Annotated in this window: 15 protein-coding genes and 1 tRNA gene; all 16 read right to left on the bottom strand. The window is 40.4% G+C overall.

The window, feature by feature from the left end; all coding sequences use genetic code 11:
• Positions 1–258 precede the first annotated feature (258 nt).
• Positions 259–1,455: a SpoIIE family protein phosphatase gene (locus tag KQI85_RS03255; protein ID WP_216574664.1), complete on the bottom strand. Its 1,197-nt coding sequence runs from the start codon at positions 1,453–1,455 to the stop codon at positions 259–261.
• A gap of 172 nt (positions 1,456–1,627) precedes the next feature.
• Positions 1,628–1,701: transfer RNA gene (locus KQI85_RS03250), tRNA-Met, on the bottom strand.
• Between the two features lie 166 nt (positions 1,702–1,867).
• Positions 1,868–2,167 (bottom strand): septum formation initiator family protein, encoded by a 300-nt coding sequence (locus tag KQI85_RS03245; RefSeq protein WP_216574663.1) that lies wholly within the window; start codon positions 2,165–2,167, stop codon positions 1,868–1,870.
• A 26-nt stretch (positions 2,168–2,193) separates the two neighbouring features.
• Complete coding sequence (yabQ, locus tag KQI85_RS03240; protein ID WP_216574662.1) at positions 2,194–2,586, bottom strand: spore cortex biosynthesis protein YabQ; 393 nt, start codon at positions 2,584–2,586, stop codon at positions 2,194–2,196.
• 4 nt (positions 2,587–2,590) lie between these two features.
• Positions 2,591–2,875 (bottom strand): sporulation protein YabP, encoded by a 285-nt coding sequence (yabP, locus tag KQI85_RS03235; protein ID WP_216574661.1) that lies wholly within the window; start codon positions 2,873–2,875, stop codon positions 2,591–2,593.
• Between the two features lie 150 nt (positions 2,876–3,025).
• Entirely contained in the window at positions 3,026–3,265 is a 240-nt protein-coding gene (locus tag KQI85_RS03230) for an RNA-binding S4 domain-containing protein (protein WP_216574660.1), read from the bottom strand.
• A 122-nt stretch (positions 3,266–3,387) separates the two neighbouring features.
• Positions 3,388–3,663 (bottom strand): HU family DNA-binding protein, encoded by a 276-nt coding sequence (locus tag KQI85_RS03225; protein ID WP_216574659.1) that lies wholly within the window; start codon positions 3,661–3,663, stop codon positions 3,388–3,390.
• A 425-nt stretch (positions 3,664–4,088) separates the two neighbouring features.
• Positions 4,089–4,604, bottom strand: a complete 516-nt coding sequence (locus tag KQI85_RS03220) for a stage V sporulation T C-terminal domain-containing protein (RefSeq protein ID WP_216574658.1) — start codon at positions 4,602–4,604, stop codon at positions 4,089–4,091.
• Positions 4,605–4,702: 98 nt separating this feature from the next.
• Entirely contained in the window at positions 4,703–4,897 is a 195-nt protein-coding gene (locus tag KQI85_RS03215; RefSeq protein WP_216574657.1) for a hypothetical protein, read from the bottom strand.
• A 3-nt stretch (positions 4,898–4,900) separates the two neighbouring features.
• Positions 4,901–6,055 (bottom strand): toll/interleukin-1 receptor domain-containing protein, encoded by a 1,155-nt coding sequence (locus KQI85_RS03210; protein ID WP_253293722.1) that lies wholly within the window; start codon positions 6,053–6,055, stop codon positions 4,901–4,903.
• On the bottom strand, positions 6,056–8,173 hold the full coding sequence (brxL, locus tag KQI85_RS03200; RefSeq protein ID WP_216574655.1) for a protease Lon-related BREX system protein BrxL: 2,118 nt from the start codon (positions 8,171–8,173) through the stop codon (positions 6,056–6,058). It lies immediately after the preceding gene.
• A 20-nt stretch (positions 8,174–8,193) separates the two neighbouring features.
• Positions 8,194–10,797 (bottom strand): BREX-1 system phosphatase PglZ type A, encoded by a 2,604-nt coding sequence (gene pglZ / locus KQI85_RS03195; RefSeq protein ID WP_216574654.1) that lies wholly within the window; start codon positions 10,795–10,797, stop codon positions 8,194–8,196.
• A gap of 6 nt (positions 10,798–10,803) precedes the next feature.
• Positions 10,804–12,261, bottom strand: coding sequence for an RNA-binding domain-containing protein (locus tag KQI85_RS03190; protein ID WP_216574653.1), 1,458 nt, complete (start codon positions 12,259–12,261; stop codon positions 10,804–10,806).
• A 42-nt stretch (positions 12,262–12,303) separates the two neighbouring features.
• Positions 12,304–13,206, bottom strand: a complete 903-nt coding sequence (locus KQI85_RS03185; RefSeq protein ID WP_216574652.1) for a hypothetical protein — start codon at positions 13,204–13,206, stop codon at positions 12,304–12,306.
• A gap of 15 nt (positions 13,207–13,221) precedes the next feature.
• A complete protein-coding gene (gene pglX / locus KQI85_RS03180) occupies positions 13,222–16,734 on the bottom strand; it encodes a BREX-1 system adenine-specific DNA-methyltransferase PglX (protein ID WP_216574651.1) in 3,513 nt (1,170 codons plus the stop codon).
• Between the two features lie 15 nt (positions 16,735–16,749).
• Entirely contained in the window at positions 16,750–20,298 is a 3,549-nt protein-coding gene (gene brxC / locus KQI85_RS03175; RefSeq protein ID WP_216574650.1) for a BREX system P-loop protein BrxC, read from the bottom strand.
• Positions 20,299–20,316 lie beyond the last annotated feature (18 nt).

The raw sequence follows: 20,316 nt of genomic DNA, 5'->3' as shown, positions 1-20,316 counted from the left end.
TAATATTATCTATATATGTGGCATTCTATTTTATCAATTTAACTTAATAGTTACATTTGTATACCAATTTGGTAATATCATCTGCATAGGTGTTACTCCATTTTATTAGTTTAACTCAATACTTACGCTTACGCACTTTTTTAATAATATCATCTATATATGTGTTACTATGTTTTATTATTCTAACCTTATACTTAACTCTGCCATCATATGCTTCTCGCTTATCTGACAATCAACATTCTACATAATACTTAATTTTTATGTCAAAATCAAGTTTTTCGTATCTCGGCTCCATATACCTGTTGTTATTATAGTCATATCATCTTTTATCATATCACTGTTTAATGTTACTCCTCTTAGCAGGCGGTCTGCAAATATCTTAGGATTACTGACTTCCATCGCTGCTATCATACCTTGAAGATATTCTTCTTTATTATCGCTCTTAATGGCATCTATTATTCCATCACTAACCATTATTACCATATCCCCATCGCTAAGGCTTGTACCAGTCTCTTCTATGTCCGCTCGCTCGAATACTCCTGCCGGCATTGAAGATGAGTATACTATCTCAACATCTTTAGTGTTCGCTCTCTTTATGAATGTCGGTGCAGCTCCAAGCTTTATTAGTTTCATCTGCCCATTGTACCTGTCTATCACTGCTACGTCCATAGTAAGCGGCCTTGCGTTGTAATTCTCTGTTGCAAATGCAAGATTAATCATCTTAATCGCTGTTGTCTCCATAAATCCTGCTTCCATAAATCTCTCCATGAGTTCTATCATTATCTCACTCTCGCAATTTGCTATCCTGCCACTCCCCATTCCATCACTTAGACACATAACAGTTCTTATACTGTCAGGTGTGCATACCGAGAAGTTGTCCCCTGACACATCACTTTCACTTTTTTTGCATCGTGCGACACCATGTATTGTTCTGTATGGTGCTTCTTCTATGAATACATATCTGTTAAACTCTCTGTTAATTACATGTCTTGATGCTTCATCCGGAATAAATCTTCTCTCCAAACATACACTTATTATATCAGCAAGTTCTTTTGCAGTTGCACATGAAGTCTTTACTATCTTTGCATTAAGACTTACTTCATAGTATTTATCACGTTTTTTAACAAGTGTTATATTATCTGCACTTATTCCTCGTCTATGCATCGCCAATGTAAGCCTGGTATATTTCTTCCCGGATATTGTTACTTTCTCACACCTTGCACCTGAATACTCATTGAACACATCTGACATATCATATAGCTGGCTCACTGCTGCATCACGCCCTCTGCTTATCTTTGCATCTTTTCTAAGCATATCAAGTTCTCTGTATGTATCACCAAGCACTTTTAGACTCTCACCTGCATGTCTTAGTCTCTCATTCTCAAACTTTCTGTCTATATCACAGTTGTTATCCGATACTCCATTTCTTCTAAATGTTCCAATTATATGTCTCATCACACCCACTCCTATTGTATACTCGAAGTTCTCTACTCTATATTCGCAAATTCCTATTCTATATATATTTTGAACGGGTGTAATTTATGACTGATATATGCTTTCTAGAACTATACTTTACAGAGAAACAGATAAAAAAAACCGGCAGGTTAATACCTACCGGTCTATTCAGTAGCGGAAATTGGATTCGAACCAACGACACCACGGGTATGAACCGTGTGCTCTAGCCAACTGAGCTATTCCGCCAAAACTGACAAGTCGTATTATAGCAAATATCAGCTCGACTTGTCAACTACTTTTTTTATTTTTTTGATTATTACTTTTTCCTCATTTGTAAAACTAACTTCCACCCCTATATGACTTGTCGTGGAAGTTACTGCTTCTGTGGTTTTTAGTTATCATGTCTTGGCTTTTAGTTATTATCATCCTGTCTAAATATTATCTCATCAGGATACATAAGTCCAAGCTTCTCTCTTGCGACTTTTTCAACGTATTTGAGTGTCTTCATCTCTTCTTCAAGTTCTGCAAGCTGCTCTTTTTTGGCTTCCTGCTCGCTTATCTCTGCCTTTAATCTTTCTTCTTCACTTTTATAGTCATAATTCTTCTGATTAGTCTCTATCATCTTAAACATCATAGTTCCACTAAATACAAGAAGAATCACTATTATACATATACTGTTAAATTTATTAGATGTTTTGTTTTTACGTGCCATTTCTTTATGCCTCCTAAGCTGCTATGTTATCTTTGCGGTAAAAACCTTCGCAGCAGTTTTATTACTTTTCTTATACTTTTAGTTAGTCTTTTTAATACTTTCATAATATTAATTCGGATTATGTTAAGTAATCTTGAACCGTATTCTACTATAAATTTTCCTGCAAAGATTTCAAACATGCCCATGCCCATATAAGTTGCAACAAGTGCAAATATACGCACATAGCCTGAATTATATATGTATATTATTCTAAATATTGTAAACGCAAGAATTATACTGTATATTATATCCTCTGCCACAGAGAGTATTATTCCTGTCGTAAACACTCTGCGTTTTATCCTGATTATGTCATAGATCCCCCACATCACTGCCCCGTTAAAAAATGCTGCTGCCATCAGTTCTAGTTCTTCTCGTATCATCTGGCTATCCAAACAATTTTTTCATTACTGACTGATTATTTTTCTCAGGTTTTCCCTGTTCTTTATAACCAAATCCATCTACTATCCCTTCAATATCAACTTCGCCTTTTTCAACTGACAGTCGCTTTACATGGAGTTTCTGACCTCTTATTGTGAGAATTCCTCCTATTGTATCTAGAATTATCTTCTCTGTATCAAATGATATTACATCATTAACACCACTTATCGTTCCATTTTTTCTGCTATTTATCGTAATCTTATGGTTCTTAGACACAATTCGCTCTTCCATATACACACTCCCTATCTATATACTACGCATTAATAATTGTGTTTTGCAATCACCTGATATATTATATTACATCAATATGCAGTATATACTATGCCAAAGCAGGCACTTATATGAACGATATTATTGTGTTAATTCTAACATTCTAAATCCTTATAAGTATTTAAACATCTCTTTTGCATCTTCTTTCTTAATAGAATCCTGAATATTAGTAACTTCAACTTTAGTTGACTTGTTACCAAACTGAATCTCTATTATATCACCTACTTTTACATTAACTGATGCTTTTGCAACTTTATCATTTACAAGAACTCTTCCACCATCACAGGCTTCGTTGGCTACTGTTCTACGCTTTATAAGTCTTGATACTTTCAAATATTTATCTAATCTCATATTTTTTCTCCTTCTTGCAATTATATTTTTTTATATAGTAAAAAACTGCCGCACCATATATTATGATGTGGCAGTTTAATCAGTAACACATATTAATGTGTATATTACTTTTTACTAACTAATTATGCATTTACTGAATCTTTTAATGCTTTACCAGCTTTGAACTTTGGAGCCTTTGAAGCTGGGATGCTCATTGTTTCACCATTTCTTGGGTTTCTTCCTTCTCTTGCAGCTCTTTCAGCTACTTCAAATGTACCGAAACCAACTAACTGGATCTTTCCACCTTTTGCTAATTCATCAGCAACTACTTCTGTAAAAGCTTTTAAAGCTTTTTCTGAATCTTTTTTTGATAATTCTGTCTTTTCTGCGATAGCATCAACTAATTCTGCTTTGTTCATGGATGACTCCTCCTCTTAATGATTATCATATAATTTTATGTGCCTTTATGGCTTTAAAAGTACTCGTCCATTAGGCTTTGAACTATTACCTTCACTTTCTTTTATATACGTTTTGCCTAGGTTTGTCAAGGAATTTTGCGTATTTTTGCGTGGTTTAGGCATTTTTTTTTAAAAGTGAAACAGTAATTGTATCAAAATTATATGGTGAACATCCTTTTGTGTGTATATTCATTATCAACCTTATTTTTTTCTATATACTTTATAATACTAAAGTACCATTTACTAGTATCCAAGTCCCATATTTATTAGTATATCTTCTGATGTTTTTTGACGGGTTTTGACGTAATGATATTACTATCTATTCTATATATTCGGGTGGTGTTAACAAAAGTAATTGAATAGTTTCAGTTTAACAGCAGTATTAATTATTCAAGATGTTTACCAAGGAAACTTGCCGCTATCTGTACCATCTTATTCTCTACATCGCCAAATTTCTTTCCATTATCTTTATTAAGCACAACTACTGCACCAACTGCATCTCCTGCACTGATAATAGGTGCTACTGCTTCTGCTGTTATATCATCATCTTCAATAAGATTTAAGAAACTGCTATCACCTCTACAACCTGCCATCCTGCCTCTCTCATCGATTATTTTTTCTAATGTAGTACTTATACTTTTATCTTTTATGTCTTTTTTTCCACTACATGCAATATATCTCTCTTTATCTGTCACTATAGCTATGTTACCGGTATTTTGCCAGATTGCATCACAATATGCCTGTGCAAAGTCTTCAAGTTCTTCGAATGGTGAATATTTCTTAAGTATTATCTCGCCATTATGAGATGTGAATATCTCAAGCGAATCGCCTTCTTTTATTCTAAAAATACGGCGGATTTCTTTTGGAATTACTATTCTTCCAAGCTCATCCCATCCTGTCAATCAAAGTCAAAAAATAAATTTCCGTCCCCGGAAACCCGCATAAATACTGGATTATTTGGACTTCCAGAGGATTTCAATGTGTTCTCCGTCCGTGATATTTACCTTTTCACATTCAGAATATCAACTTCGCCATCCCCGGAAAGTCCCAATTTATCTCTTCCGACTTCCATTATCAAGCCATACCACTTTTGATTGTCTGTGTGGCGCAGAACAACATTCCAGTCATCCCACGGGTATTCTGGCTCTGTACCGTATTGCTGCCCGCACCAGTTAAACACTTCTTGTCGTGTCATTTGCTACTCAACTGCTTTATAGCCAGCATTCGTAATTACACAAATTGCTTCGCTTTTTCTTTCAATATATTTTGCTTGCAAACAAGCATTAAGGGCTTCTTCCCAAACAGCATATTCACGTCTATCTGGATATTCCTTAGCAACTACTTCGCTGCCAATCTGAATATATGTACCTGATTCCAAATCTGAAGTTATCAGAATCTGCCCTCCCGGTGCAACTGCCACTTTTTTAAGAAGTTGCTTCATTTCTTCTGTAATTAAGGCAGGTGCAGCACTGATATTCTCATTTTGGGCTGATACATCGCCATTTATTTCACTGATAAACTTGTCCCTTGCTTCTTCCCAAATAATATCTTCATTATCCGAAATATCAAATTCTGATTCTAATTCCCGTCTCAACTGATTCAGGCGATCTTTTACTTCTGAACGATCACCATCCAACTTAATAGCAATGCAGTCACTTCCAATTACACCTTTCATTCCAGAAAAATCAAAGCCAGGAAGAAGCATCGACGTTGCATTGGCTCTTAGTACCCATGCTGCCCCCATTTCATTTAAGCTGACTGGACTTTCGTAATATTCTGGCGAATGTACGAAAATAATATGTAAGTCATAATTGAGGAACCGTTCCCTTAAAAAGTCAAAAATATTGGCTCCATTTGGTATTCCATATCCCGGAAGGGAACTGCAAAAAATATCTCTACGAGGGCTTAAATTGATTGAACGAAGTAAGTCCGCAATTTTTGCAACTTGATCCTTATTCTTAGAAGAATGACTTATAAAAATAAGCGGTTTCTTTTTCATACCAGAAACACCTCCTTGTGAGTGTGACAATTCTGCCTCTTTCTTTTCGTCTGGATAATATTTATCAATATTTTTTCTAATAGCCTGAAGTTTTCCGACAAGCTCAATAAAATACTTTTTCTCCGTAAAATCATCCAGACGCTTGCCACACAAATTGATAGTTTCCCACACAAAAGTGTCATGAGTTCGATCATAAATTCCCTGTAATTCCAATTTTATTTCTTGAAGCCAATTTTGAAATTCAGGCACATCACTGATCCGTTCAAATGATGTTCCCATGCCGCCATCAAACGGATGGAACATCTTTTCTATTTCTTTTCGTGAATCTATAAGTTCAATTAAGTCTTTCTTCAATCACTCTACCCCCAATGCCTTAAATACCGCATCCTCCGCACTCTGGTACGGAATCAGCTGAAATGCGCTCATCAATTCAGACGGAACGCTTGCAAAATCCACAAATGAGGTACTCGGAATCAGCACCTTCTTTGCGCCACTATCTAGGCACACTTGAAGTGTATTTGCAAGTTCATCCACCTTTATCATCGTGCCGCTGATTGTAATATCTCCCAAGATTGCCAGATTGCCAACCACTGGTTTTCCCAGTGCAATCGAACAAAGGGCAATTAACGTAGAAAGTGCCAACTGTTCGGTCATGCCAATACCCTGTAAATCCTGATAGTTGATAATATAATCTTTGGTCAATGTACTGATAGATCCACTGATCCGGTTGCCATTTGCTTTCAAATAGTTAAATGCAGTGTTCACTGCTTCCTTGCACTTAGAATCACTGCCTAAACCTGTTCGTTCAATCTTGCCATTACCCGGAAGCATCTGACTCTCTAGGCGGAACACACCAATCATGCCGCTTTTACCTCTGGATACAGTGTAAACCTGTCCCGGATTGCACATTCCGTCAGGTATCAGTTTACCGCCGCCTTGCTCCGGTACAGAAACATAATGTTCTGACATATCCTCCAAGTCGATATAGGAGAAGTTCACATCGTAAAACTCCATGCCTCCCAATTTTTTCAACTGTTCTTTGACACGGCGACGCATTTCCAATGCAATCTGAATAACTTCTTCTAGTTCCTCTTTGGTAAATTCACCATTCGGATACATCAACTTCAGATAACCGTCTACCATACGGCGGACTGCAATCGTATCACGTTGATTCAGATTTCTTCCCAAGCGGAAATAGTGGTCAAGTGCATCACTATACTGTTCCTTACGAAGTTCCCGGATAAATTCAGCCAGATAATCACTGATAAAACCATAATCATCGGTAAAATGCTCCGGTCTGAACTTCGGTATCTCCCAGCCCGGAAGATAACAGTGCATACGGTCAAGAAATGCCGTGTCTGTTCCCATTTCTTGCGGAAAAGGAGCAAACAAACTAGATGTTTTCAACAGCACATCCACGCTCTGATTGATATTTCCTACAAATACCATAGAAGCAGTAGCAGCCTTTTCTTCTTTGCCACGAGCAAAAGAACCGGATGCCATATAGTCTTTCATAATCTGGATACCATCTTTATCCTTGAACTTGATACCTGCCACTTCATCAAAAGCAACACAATCCCACAAGCCAACCAAGCCGACTGTTTTACGTCCCATATTGTAAAAAAGATTTGCAACTGTCGTCTGTCCTCCAGAAATCAAGATACTATTCGGAGAAATCTCTTTGTAGAGATGAGATTTACCAGTGCTTCTTGGTCCCAGTTCACAAAGATTAAAATTGTTCTCAACCAATGGAATCATACGAGTTAAGAGCAGCCATTTCTCACGGTATGTAAATTCATCCGGCTCCATGCCAATAGAACGGAGAAGAATATCCAACCATTCATCTTTCGTAAATGCTTTTCGCCCCTGCTTCAGCTCATCAATATCAATATGCGGCATCTGGATCGGTGTCAGCTTACGGATGCTAATCGGAGAAATATCTTTCTGCTTCTTCTGTTTGGAACGAAGCGGATTTCCATCAATATCCTCAATGCCAAAGTTATTGTCGCCCTCAACCTCATAATCCAGCTGAATAATACACCAGATACCACCACAGAGCAGACGATCAAATTTCTCTGGGTATTCGTCAGCAATCGGTACATTACCAACTCCTAAATTGGAAAACTCTGCAAAAAAGCAGTCCTTTTTCATATCCAATCGGACAGTCACCATATCAATGATCGTGTGACTGCCTTTCTTTCGTAACTGAGACAAAATCTTCTGTGATTCATCCGGGCGCACAAAGTTATCAGCAAGAATACGCTTCACATTCTGTACACCTTTTTCAATGACCGTTTCATCGTCTGAGCTACAATACTGACCTAATAGAAACTCGAGAACATAAACTGGAACATTCGCCCCTTCCTTGATTTTCTTTGTCAGGTCTTTCCGAACAATCTTACCGTCAAAGTTCTGACGGAGCTTGTTCTTTATTTCTTCACGGGTACTTTCACCCTCTGTAAATTGCTCCATCTTTCTTTCCTCCTGCAGTATTAACTAAAGAAATCAAACTCATCCACTGCAAAGGCAATGTCAATCTGGAATGATTCACATTGCGGTATCTGAGTACTCTTTTTATCTTCATTTTCAATTACTAAATAATATACATCTGTATTATTGTATTTCAAAGACTTTAGATTAAACTGGCAGCGGAAAGTTCTTTCTGCACCGTTGTCGCTGGTCTTATCTGCAATAATCTTTTGAACGTCACTAATCTGTTTTCCGTTCTCATCCGTAAAGTAAACCTGATAGGTAGCCGCCTCACGATTTGCACTGACTGCATCCTTCTGATAGAAGTTCAATGAGAAAATCATATTGCTGATTTTACGGTTTGCAGACAACAGATTGACTGTTACCGGCTTGGTATCATATTTCTTTTTATTGCGCTTGTATTCCATAGAATCATTGCGGAGATAGTGGTATTCAATCACTGGAACAACCATTTCCTGCAAGCTGATACCACCATGCACAAAGTTCATGCCACCGCCATTCATCTTGATACGAATACTTTCTCTCGGTGCAAATCCATCAAATTCTGTTTTACCGCCCAGAAACTTCACAGGCAACAAATAGTTCGGCTGTGCGCCTTTCTGCATGATTGCATAGCGTCTGCCATATTCCACATCCATACCGTTAAAGCTGGTCTTGTCTACCTTGTCATCCTCAGTCAGCGGACTGTATGTATAAAGAAATCCATGGTCAGCCGTAATTAGAATATTCGTGCCACCAAATTCATTTACAATAATACGCACAAGGTTTTTCAATTCTGAAATTGCCTTATCACAGGCAGAAAAAACAGCGGTATCAGAAGTATGGCTCGCTTCATCAATGGTATCATGATAAATGTAAACTACATCCATGCCCTTTACCAGCGCACTTCGTTCTGCTCGCTTCATGGCAATGATGTCATTGTATTTCAAAGCCACACTTGCCGGATCTTCTGTTTTCAGAACCTTATCCCGGTAAGTGCTTGCCGTAGACTGACCATCTGCCAGAACCGTCAAAACATCGTTCCGAACTTCTACCGTCAGTTCTTTATGTGGCAATAACGCTGCCATACCAAACTTTGTGATAGACGGGAAGATGCTTTGCATACTACTGATGGAAACCTTGCTCTGTGTTTCTCTCTGGAGCTGGTCTGCCATTGCAGCCGCCACTTCATAACGCATGGCATCCGAAATAATCACGAATACCTTGGTATCCGAAGTCTTAATGCGGGAACGGTAAAATTCTTCCTGCTGTGGCACTTCCAAAACCTTGCCGTAGGTTGCCAGTTCATCCGCACATACATCTGACCAGTTGTTACCCAGTTCACCTAAGAACCAATGCGTATAGAGTCCTTCCACCTTATCGACAACGTGCTTGAACAAATCGTCAAGCAAGATATTGGAAGTTTCCAGGCTCTTTTGGAAGCTCAGATGGAATAAGCGATAATAGGTATCCATCTGATAGTAGCTTTCCGTGTATTCTTTCCAGATGCCTTTTGCTTCTGCGGTATGGAATCCGGCAGAGTGTTCCTTGAAGAAGCTCTGCATATTCGCCACTTGCAAGATACCATCATAGAAATTTTCAAACGGTTCATACCACGCACAGGTTCTCCGCTTTTCAACGGTAGAAGTTATGGTATCCACATCAATGATATGGTCGCTGATCTCTGTCATCAGCTTTGTCAGAATCACTTCGTTGATGCACGGGAAGCATTCCGTTCCTGCCAAATCGTCAACAGTCAGCTTTTCAAAGCGCTGATGCAGACGGGCTTCATCCTCAACATACCGTGCCACATCATATAACTGCTGAATGTCCTCACTATGAAGCCATTCAGAAATAAAATCATAGCAATATGCCTGGTGCGGCATGGAAATGAATCCATCCAATCCGGCAAGATACTCCTGCCGCATGGTACGGGTAGCGGCAGTCAACAACAAATGAATTGCCAGTCGTCCGAGGTCTGGTTCTTCCTCCACAAATCCGCAACCCTGACGAACCATCGCCCAAAATGCACCATCTGCATGATATTTTACAAAATCCTGATAAACAGTATTGTTCTTCAAATCCAGTCCGGCACGGAACACACTGCGGAGAATCATATTCGGCTGTGCAGCTTTCAATCCGCAGATTGCCGCCATGACAGCCATGTGCAGCTGTGCAGGCGTTGCCGGAACTTTATTCTGTGTGCTGACTTTCAACCGACGGTCTTTCGCATTGAAATAAGCACGGTAATTCTTGACCTGCTTTCGCATGGCCGGATTCGATGTAAGACCCATCTCATCCATCCAGATGGAAATCAGGTCTGCCCGGAACTCCTCACTGTAAAGCTCCACATCCAGAAGCCAGTTATCATCCGGGCGGTTGTAGACACACGGACTGTAAACCAGATAGTTTGTGGTCAAATCATCTACCGAAAGCAGTTTCTTCACAGAAAACGCATTATTTCCGGTCAGCGCAATCACCTTTGCATTTTCCAGAACCACTTCATCCAGCTTATCCTCAAATTCCTTATCTTCATCGTACCAGAAGATAATACGACGCTGATAAAACTCCAGCAGAGGTGCAGCGAATCTGCGGTTTAAGTCTTGTATTACTTTGTCTGTATCCATGCTGCATTATCTCCCTTCCGTATTTTTTACATATATTGTGCTTCTTGAAGCACCTTCTTTTCTCAACCAACCGTTTTCAACCATTTTAACCAGTATTTCTCTGGTTCTACGCTGTTTGATGCCAAGAAGTTTCATCGCCTGTGCCGTTGTAATGCCTACATTTTCCGATACATACTTATAAATTTGCTGTTCCTGTTCATTTGTCGGCACTTTATCGGCGGTTTCCCGGCGGTTTATCGGCGGTTTAACGGCGGTATTGGGGGCATTGAGGTCAACAACAGTGCCGTCAACCTGACCTCGATAAATATTGATACGCAAATCAACTTCGCCACCAATAAACTCAGGCTCCCGCAGTCCGGCAGCTTTCACTTTATCAATAATCCTCGGAATGCCGCTTCCCCAATGCTCAATCAAATTCATATAAGCAAATGCATGGGCAAGAGCTTCATTTCTGATTTTGGAATAGCCTTCTTTCATACGTTCCATAGTTTGTCCCATTGGCAGTTTTCCTGGAGAAGTGATTTCTAATCGATTGTCATATACGGCAACCTGTATCGTACCATGATCCAGATAACTACGATGTATCATTGCATTGATAATTAACTCACGAATGGCATCCGGGGGAATCTCATAAATATCCTGCCGATAAATTCCCACAATAGTAGCACCCAGATGAATATTTCTCAGAACAAACTGAAATGCTTCATCTATCTGCTCCCAAAGTGGACCGGTATATTCTCTACGGTCAACAAATACCGCTTTCGTTGTACCTTTGAACACGCCACATTGCGTTGCAACGTGAAGTCCACCATTGCCTGTCAAAATAGCAAAGGCATTAGACGGATAATCTTTTCCATCACGCTCAATCAAAACACCCCATGAACGCAACTGCTGTCTGCCGACATCTTTGATAGATGCTTTCTGTTCCTCATTATAGGCATTCTTGACTGCCTGTTCTTTCATTGCCTTGCAAAGTGCATCAATATCTTCATCTGTGATGTTAAATCCCGTACACAAAGCCTGATCGTAGTAGCGGTTACTGCCCTCGAACAGCAGCTCCTTTACCATATACTCGTCGGCAAGGCGGGTAGTTCCGGCAACACGGACATATACACCGCCATCTCTGCCAAGAGCTTTGATATAATACGGGCGCTGTCTGCCCTCAGAAACCTCTACCACAATGACAGTCTTACCATCAACCGTCTGTAAAGTAATATCCGGGATGATTGCCGGTTCACAGCTGTCTGATACAGCATTGGCAATGGCATCCATTTTCTTGAACACATCTTCCTTGTCAAAGCCAACCACTTCTCTGGTTTTATCTGCAATTCCGAAAATAATTTTTCCTCCTGTTCCATTTGCAAAGGCAACCACAGACTTCATATATTTGATGCCTTTCTCCGGCAGATTCTCTTTGAACTCTACATTCTTCGATTCTCCTGCAAGAATTTCTTCTATTGTCATTGTAACACCTCGCTCTCTTTGGCAGCCCTTACTGCCATACTTTTACTTAATTGATGAAGAAATTGAACTCAGTGCTTTGTTTAAAGCAACTTCATCAGCCTGATTTTTTCTCTCACTTTCCCACATACCGAGTATCCGATAAATACATTCTTTCACAACAGGAAAATACTTTAGACATTCTTCTTCGCTCAACTCATGAATACCTTTGCTCAAGATTCCGTAAATAGTTGTATTTTGGGTGAGTATCTCCGGCAGATATCCCTGTAACATCTTAATTCGTTCAGCCACCCTTGCCTGTTCAAATTTCTCATCATTAACTTTATCTCCCGCAGTTGCTTTTGCTTGATAAATAAGTCTTTCAAGAATTCGTCTCAAATAAACATATGAACCTGCACCAATACCACTTGCAAATAACCCTATGGCAGTTCCAAGCTCTTTTCGATCTTGTTTAGAAATCACATGCTTATAAGCATCTAATTCTGGAAATGTCATATCTGCAATAGATGGATACTGCCCAATTTTCATCATTGAATTGTCCGTTGTCAGAACAATATAATCAAGATGATGCTTCTCATCCATTGAACAAATATATTCCAATTTCATTAATCTCGTCGTATCAGCTATTTGCAAATTTATCCATTTCCATTCTTCAGCAGGACTCTTTTCTTGTCTGGCTTTGGTGCTAAATATCATATTTTGAAGTGACTCTATTTCCTCACCAAGAGATGCACAACTAATTTCTTCATCCCCCTCTGGACCCGTTTCAAAATAATACTCAATAGGTTTCATGCTAAAAACACGTTCTTGCTTGCACTCTTTACAATAAGCGCTAATTTTAACATTTCCTTTAAGTAACTCAATCAAGTCAGCAATGTTATCTTCACAAATCTCTTTAGAGTCATATAATCCCGCAGTTTGTAAAAACGTAGCATATATATTGTCCATTCACACAAGCCCTCCTTACTTTATTTTAGCCAAAACATCCTGGAAAATTGCATAATTCTTCTTCACGCCATCATCCAGATCAATAGAAATCATCTGGTCAGCAAGGTGATGAATCTTTTCCTCATAGGTTCTGATTTCAGTATCCTGTGCCTGTAAGGTGGTCAGCTTTTTATTCAGTTTCACTCGCTCGCTGGTAGAAGCATTAGTAGCAATACGCTGTTCCAGATCGTCAATAGCAGTTCGATAACGTGCCTGCTGTTCATGCACATAGTCGGTACGAATACGGGCAATGGTATCCGGCTGATAGCGGTGCATATAGATCAGAGCCTTAAAACCGTTCTTCTTGCCACTGTCAAACAACCAGTAAATCGGGCGCTTTCCAGAACCTGTTACAGAATATCTTGAACAATGGTCAGCATAAAAATCATTTAGGAAATAATTCCGAATCACGTCCTTCGGCTGACCCTTGCCGCCAAGAGCATCGGCAATGAATTTCAGGTTTTCGTCCAGCGTATCTGCGCCATAGACAGTTTTCACAAACTTCACGAACAAACCGACAATATCATCCTCGAAATATTCATCATCGCAAATTGGGATAATGTTATCCTTATCCGCAGGGAAAGAAGCGTATTTGCTTGCATCCCATTCGCCACCTGCATAGGTAAGCCCATCCATATCCAGAGAATAACGACCAAACATACAGCCAACCGCATAGGAAATGAAAGAGCGAATATCTCTGCCAAGGTCAGCCTTGCGGACAGTAACATCCTTATCCTCAACATCAGGTGTCAACTCATCCTGCAAGCCATAAATGTCGATGAAAATGCGGTTTAGTTCTTCCTCATTAACTTTTAGCTGATTAAAGCGGTTGTCGCATTCTGTCTGCCACTGTTCAAATGCCTCGGCAATGGTAGGAACTTTAAGAATCAGTGGATGGTGCTGGAAGTTCCATGAGGTTTCAAAGGAATCCCAGTCAGATTTTGAAATATTAACATTTTCTAATGCTATTTTTTCAACAGATTCTGGTAAATCCAAAGTAATTGGCAACTTAGATATTACGCCATTACTAAAGTTAATTGTCGGATTTATGATTTTCACTAAGTAATCCGCAACATTTGAGCATAAATAAGCGAGAATATAATACAATTTACTATTGGCAAAAAGCGTTGATCCAGCTACATCAAAAACTGAACCAGCTGGAGAATATCTTGCTCCAAAATATCCCGTGGTAATCCAAGTCCAACTTAAACCTTCACGCAAATGATATTCTGAGTTTCTTATAACTGCTCCTTTGTAATTTTTAACAACAGCTCCATTGTTTTTCCAAATTATCACATAGCTATTATTCCCATACCATTTTCGAAAATCACCGCCCTTTTGATATGGAAACCATGTATAAAGACTATTAGCAGCCTTTTCACCACTATCAATACCAAAAGCTATCTTTTGATAGTCAACTTCCATCCAAAGACGCAAAAAACGATTGTTATCGCCAGTAGCGATTCCCTGTTTTGGTTTCGAAACATCCCCCAGCTTTTGCAATTTCACAAAATCTTCCAATGTATTTTCACCAACCCAATATGCAATAGGCTGTCCAGGAATTTCAAAGAACCTATATTGGCAGAACAAAAACATCTGTTCTTTTTCTAAATACTGCCTTTCTTTTTCTTCTCTATCATGTGTCAAGAGTCTAAAATAATTTCCTGTATAATTAGAAATTACGTTTTTCCGTACAACAAATGATGCAGTTTGAACTATATCATTTCCTATTTCTTCAAATGCTTTTATTCCTAAATGAAGAAGACTTATCATATTATTCGAGTGTAACAGTTTTTCACGCAATTTTTCATAACTACTCAAAAACATCCATGATTGCATAGCTATCATAGCTTGACAGCCATTTTTCTTAATTCGATTGTTACAAACTTCCATAAAAACAGCAAATAAATCTGTTTTGCTATCAGGATATTTTTGTTTCACAAACTCAGACAGGTTTGAACTCATATTTGCAACGCCCATATACGGCGGATTTGTCACAACCGCATCATACTTCTGCGCCAGAGCTTCTGCCACCTGCACCAACGGCAGTAATTCTCTCAATGCCGTATCACGGGACATATTTATATCTTCCGTAATCTCTACAAATCGGTCATACAGAGCAGTCCAATCCTGTGGTGTTACAGTCAGAATTGAACCATATTCCTTTGCATCATGCAATTCGCTGATAATGGTATCCATAGCGGCTGTGAGCTTCATATCGCCGTTACAGAAATAGTCCACAGCAAATTTATCTACATGGTTACTCTCTACAATAGCATATACATGGGGCTGAATGCCACGGCTGAAGAAGCGGCGGTCATACTGACGTGCTTTCATCATTACCGCAAAATAAGCCAACTGTGCCGCACGGTCATCAATATCCAGACCGTAAAGATTGTTCTCCACAATGCTTGCCACTGCTTCACGGGTAGTATAGCCATAGGATTCATAAATTTTCATCAGCACATCAAACATATACGCTAAGATATGACCAGAACCAGAGCATGGGTCAATAACTTTCAGCTGATCCGGTGTCAGTGCGGCGTACTCCTTGCGAATCTCTGCAAGCTGTGCCTGCACTTCCGGCTCCTGCTGGGATTCTTCCAGATAGTAGTGCCATTTGGTATCTTCCGGGTCACGGTTTCCGGCAGCATAAGTAGACTGTTCTTCCTCTGTCGGAAGAAGCTGCTCTTTGACATCCGGGTGTCCCTCCAGCCACAGACGACCAAGACTGTTCTCAACCATATAGCGAACAATCCAGTCCGGTGTGAAAAGCTGGGTCGCTGCAGGGATATTTTCTTTTGTGATTTTTACATTCTTTTTCAGTGCTGCGAAAACATCGTCTTTTTTCCCACTGTTATAATACTGATACAGCCAGCCGATGATCTGGACAGCATCCTTCCAGTCATCCTCCGGTATCAGCTCGATCATCTGCTGAATCACACTACCTTCACGGAGCAGATTGTCCGGCAGAAGAAGCTCGGTATAGTCCGCAATCTTCTGAAACATTCCCGGCAAAATCTTATTCAGGGCGTTGCACTGCACGATCAGCAGATATTTATACAGTTCTTCGGTCTTTTCGGCATCTTTCAGCTCATAGACTTTTTCCATATCCAATCCATCCAAATCCAGATGAATAGCTTCGGCTATAATCTGCGGCTTAAAGTTGTTTTCCTCGTCCGTGAATACACGCACATGGGAAGGAAGATAACCATTGACTTCCATGAATCGCAGAGCAGAGAAGCGGTTGAACCAAGTATAGGCAACCTCCTCCATGACCTGCTTATATCCTTTATCGTTAATCTCGGCAATCAGAGCCTGACGCTGTTTCTTTTCATCAGCAGTGAGGACTTTGCCACCAACGCTGTCCGCATTGGCATCCTCAATGTTGTCCTCCGTGATACCGTATTCCACACCTTTCAGTGAAACACGGGCGATCAGCTCTGTTCTTGCCCAGACAGCAAATTTTTTAATCACATTCTTATCCATACTCATCTCTCCTCGTTAGTTCAGCTTGATCTCGTCGCAATTCTTCAACAACTGTTTCAGCTGGGAACGAATCTTCTCTACATAATCATCAATATCCGCATCCGTCTGTAAAGTCTTTGCCTGGAATACAACCTGACGGTTATAAGCACGAACCACTTTCTTCTTTACAGGCACAGTTTCTTTTTTCGGCTGTGTCAGCTGTACTGACGGTTTCGCTGCAGGTGGAGTCAGAACAGACTCGATATTGCTGACGGTATCATCCTTGTACTGGCACATCGGCAGGAACATGGCATCCAAAAGTGCAAGGCTCTTTAATTCTGCGATTTTCTCCTTGCACTGACTGAAATATTTGTCCGATTTTTCAATCAGATGGGATGCTTTGTAATCACCATTTGCAGCAGTATGGGTAGCTTCCATACACTGACGAACCGTTTCCAGAACCTCGGCACGTTTTTCTTCCAGCATCTTGTCATGGGCGGTACGAACCGTTTCCATCAGCGGATTCAGTTCACGAATCCGATTATAGTTGAACTTGCCTTCAGTCTGAACCATGGTAATAAGACGAATGGTATTCAGCGCCTTATGTGCTTCCTCATTTTCTGCAATACGGTCCAGGTCATCATGTAACGATTTTTCAAACTGCACTGCCTGATCGAATACTGTTACCTGAGTCTTGAAGAAGTTTTCAATGCCGTTGCTCATGGCTTCTTTGTTATCAAAGAGAGCATCCTCTTTTTTCAAGACACGCTCAATCAGAGCAATATTATCTTTCTTCTGAGAAAGTAGCTCATCCATCATACGAATAGCTTCCTGTACCAATGCATGATCCGGGTATTTATGTCCGTCATAACGTACATCTAAAGAAACATAGTAATCTCTCTGTTCACTGAATTTCTCAATCACAAAGCGAATCAGACCATCTTCATCATCCGGTACATCCATAACATCGAAATAATCACGGAGCATTGATTTTACATCACGCATCATTGTAGCGGAAATAGTCTTACGCTTGCTGATGGAAGTCTTACCGATCTCACTCTTTTTACGGAGCATATCCGGCAGTTTCGGGTCATCCGGCTGAATGGTATTGCCTGCATACTTGATGGTTACTTTCTGGGAATAAATCAGCTGTGCCACAACCGCAGCAATGTCGATTTCTTTCCAGCCATACGGAATCGCACTGTATTTGCTTTGCACATCTGCCATGGAAGTCGGCAGCTTTTTCGCATCCTGCATTTCCAGATATTCTTCCATGGCAGAAGCAGCATCCCGGTTCGGCTCCATGCCCGGAAGTGCTGTTACCGCACCTGTCAGAATCGCAATAATATCTACGTCACTGCCTGCATTATCTGTAATCAGGTCGAGCTTGCTATATACATGAGCAACCAGATATTCAAGAGACTGGTCAATCTTGCTCTTGGCATTTCCGGCTTTAATTTCCAAATGCTCACCATCTACATAGAACTGCGCCCCTTCGATAGCATTTTGCAATTCGGTCATGGCACTCAGCTCATATTTTCCGGCTTCGTCCTGCTGATCGCTGATGATTTTCTGCACACTCTTTGGAAGCTGGCTTACATTTCTCTGCTTTACATACTTACGAATCTTCATGGCAGATTCCAGAGATTCATAGTAAGGCGTATCAGCCAGAACAACGATTGCTTCGTTGCCCTTGGATTCTGCCATCAGACGGTAATCTGTTTTTTCAATGACATCGGTAGCAACGGTCAGGAAACGCAGACGCATACCGCCTGTTGCCACACCAACTGTAATGCCATCCACCATCTGATCGAAAGCAAAGTCATATTTTCCATAACGGAACTTCTTGGTTGTGAAAATATCGCCGTAAATCATCTGGGCGATACGCTCCACGATAGAAGCAGTATCCACATTGGTATCTCGGATTTCACGCTGAATGTCCTGTTCCTCATCAGTCAGGAAATTGTAGGTGTCTCCGGTTCTGCCGATATAGTTCTGGCTCATCAAACGGTCAAGACATCCACGGACAGCTTCACGCATGATAATCTTATCTACACGAATATCGTCTGCCATGAGGATAACGATATTGTCCAGATTGGAAGGAATATCATCAATATATCGAATCAGATATAGAAGTTTCAGTACATCCACATCCTGCTGTTCAATGCCATCGCCGTTGTCAGCAGCTTTCTGGCAACGCTCGATTACTCGACGGATAGAACCGTCCAGGAAAGTATGTACGGTATCATAAAAGCGGAAGAACGGCACAAGTGCATACTCATCCTTCTCCTGAATTTTCTGTGCAGCTTCCTGGAAACCGGAGAGCATGGAACGCTCACCACCGGACAGGTGCTTACCGGAATTTCCGTGCTTTCGGATTTCAGCAAATACCTTCTGCATGATGATGAACTGATACGGCACGAACGGGAAGTTCTCGGTAAATTCCCTCGGACCGGAGTAGCCTTTAATGTCCAGAATAGAACCGCTAAAACTGAACAGATTACGAAGAACCGAAGCATTTCTCTCATAAACACCTTCTAAGGCTTTGGCAGCTTCCACTTTCTTTTTCAGAATACGCTTCTGAATGACCTCATCCACAGAGGAAGATGATAGACTCAGTCTTGTTTTGAAACGAGCTTGGATACGTGAGAACTCATCAGCACGAACTTTGATTATCTCATCAATAGCTTCCTGTCCGGTGCAGATCACCCAAATCTTTCCTTCGCACTCACTTCCGATTTTTTCAGTCAGAGACTGGAGATTCAAAAGCATATCGGTATCCGTACCAACATACTGACCAACCTCGTCAATCATAAACAGCAAACGGAAGTTAGCAGGCTTAGTATCTACATAAGCTTTCATATCTTCAACAAGTTGTGCGATAGAAATTTCTGTTGCGGTTTTATCATTAAACCACGCCCTAGCATCGTCCTCGCTCATGTCTAGAACTTCCATCAGCGTCGGAATAATGAACTTACCATTAAAAGCGAAGGCACGGCGCATTTCCAGCCATGACTTGCCTTTCTTTTCTTCAAAAACTCTGCGGAACTCCTCGGTCTTGCCCTGCTGGTCAATATAACGCTCCATCATTGCAACTTTCAGATTCTCGCCGTAAAATCCCAGATGGTTATAGAACATTTTTGCAAAAACACGAAGAACAGCCGTCTTGTCTTTATTGCTGAATCCCTCAATATCAATATTGAACAGAATCGTCTCAGTCGGTCCCTTTGTAGCACGGTCGATCAGCATAAAGGTTGCTGGATCGTCCTCAAACTTTTTACGGAAACGCTCTACACTGCGGATACCTTTTACCTCTTTATTTTCTAGAAGGTAAGAAAGCATTTTCAGGAAGTGAGATTTACCACTTCCAAAGAAACCAGAAATCCAAACACCCATATCAGCGGTTGGCTGGTCAAAGGCATCTCCATAGTAATTGAAGAATGTAATGAAGTGTTTCTTCAATTCTCTGGTGATTACATATTCATTTAATTCCTGCTCGATTACATCGTCAGCAGCCTGGTCAACTTTAATGACACCATTGATTTTGCGGTTGATGTCATCTGCAAACATATCTTGAATCATCATGGCTTTATCTCCCCTTAA

The organism is Falcatimonas sp. MSJ-15 (genome assembly GCF_018918265.1).
GTDB lineage: Bacteria > Bacillota > Clostridia > Lachnospirales > Lachnospiraceae > Falcatimonas.
Note: the sequence above shows the minus strand (reverse complement) of the source record. Positions and strands in the feature narration are given on the sequence as shown.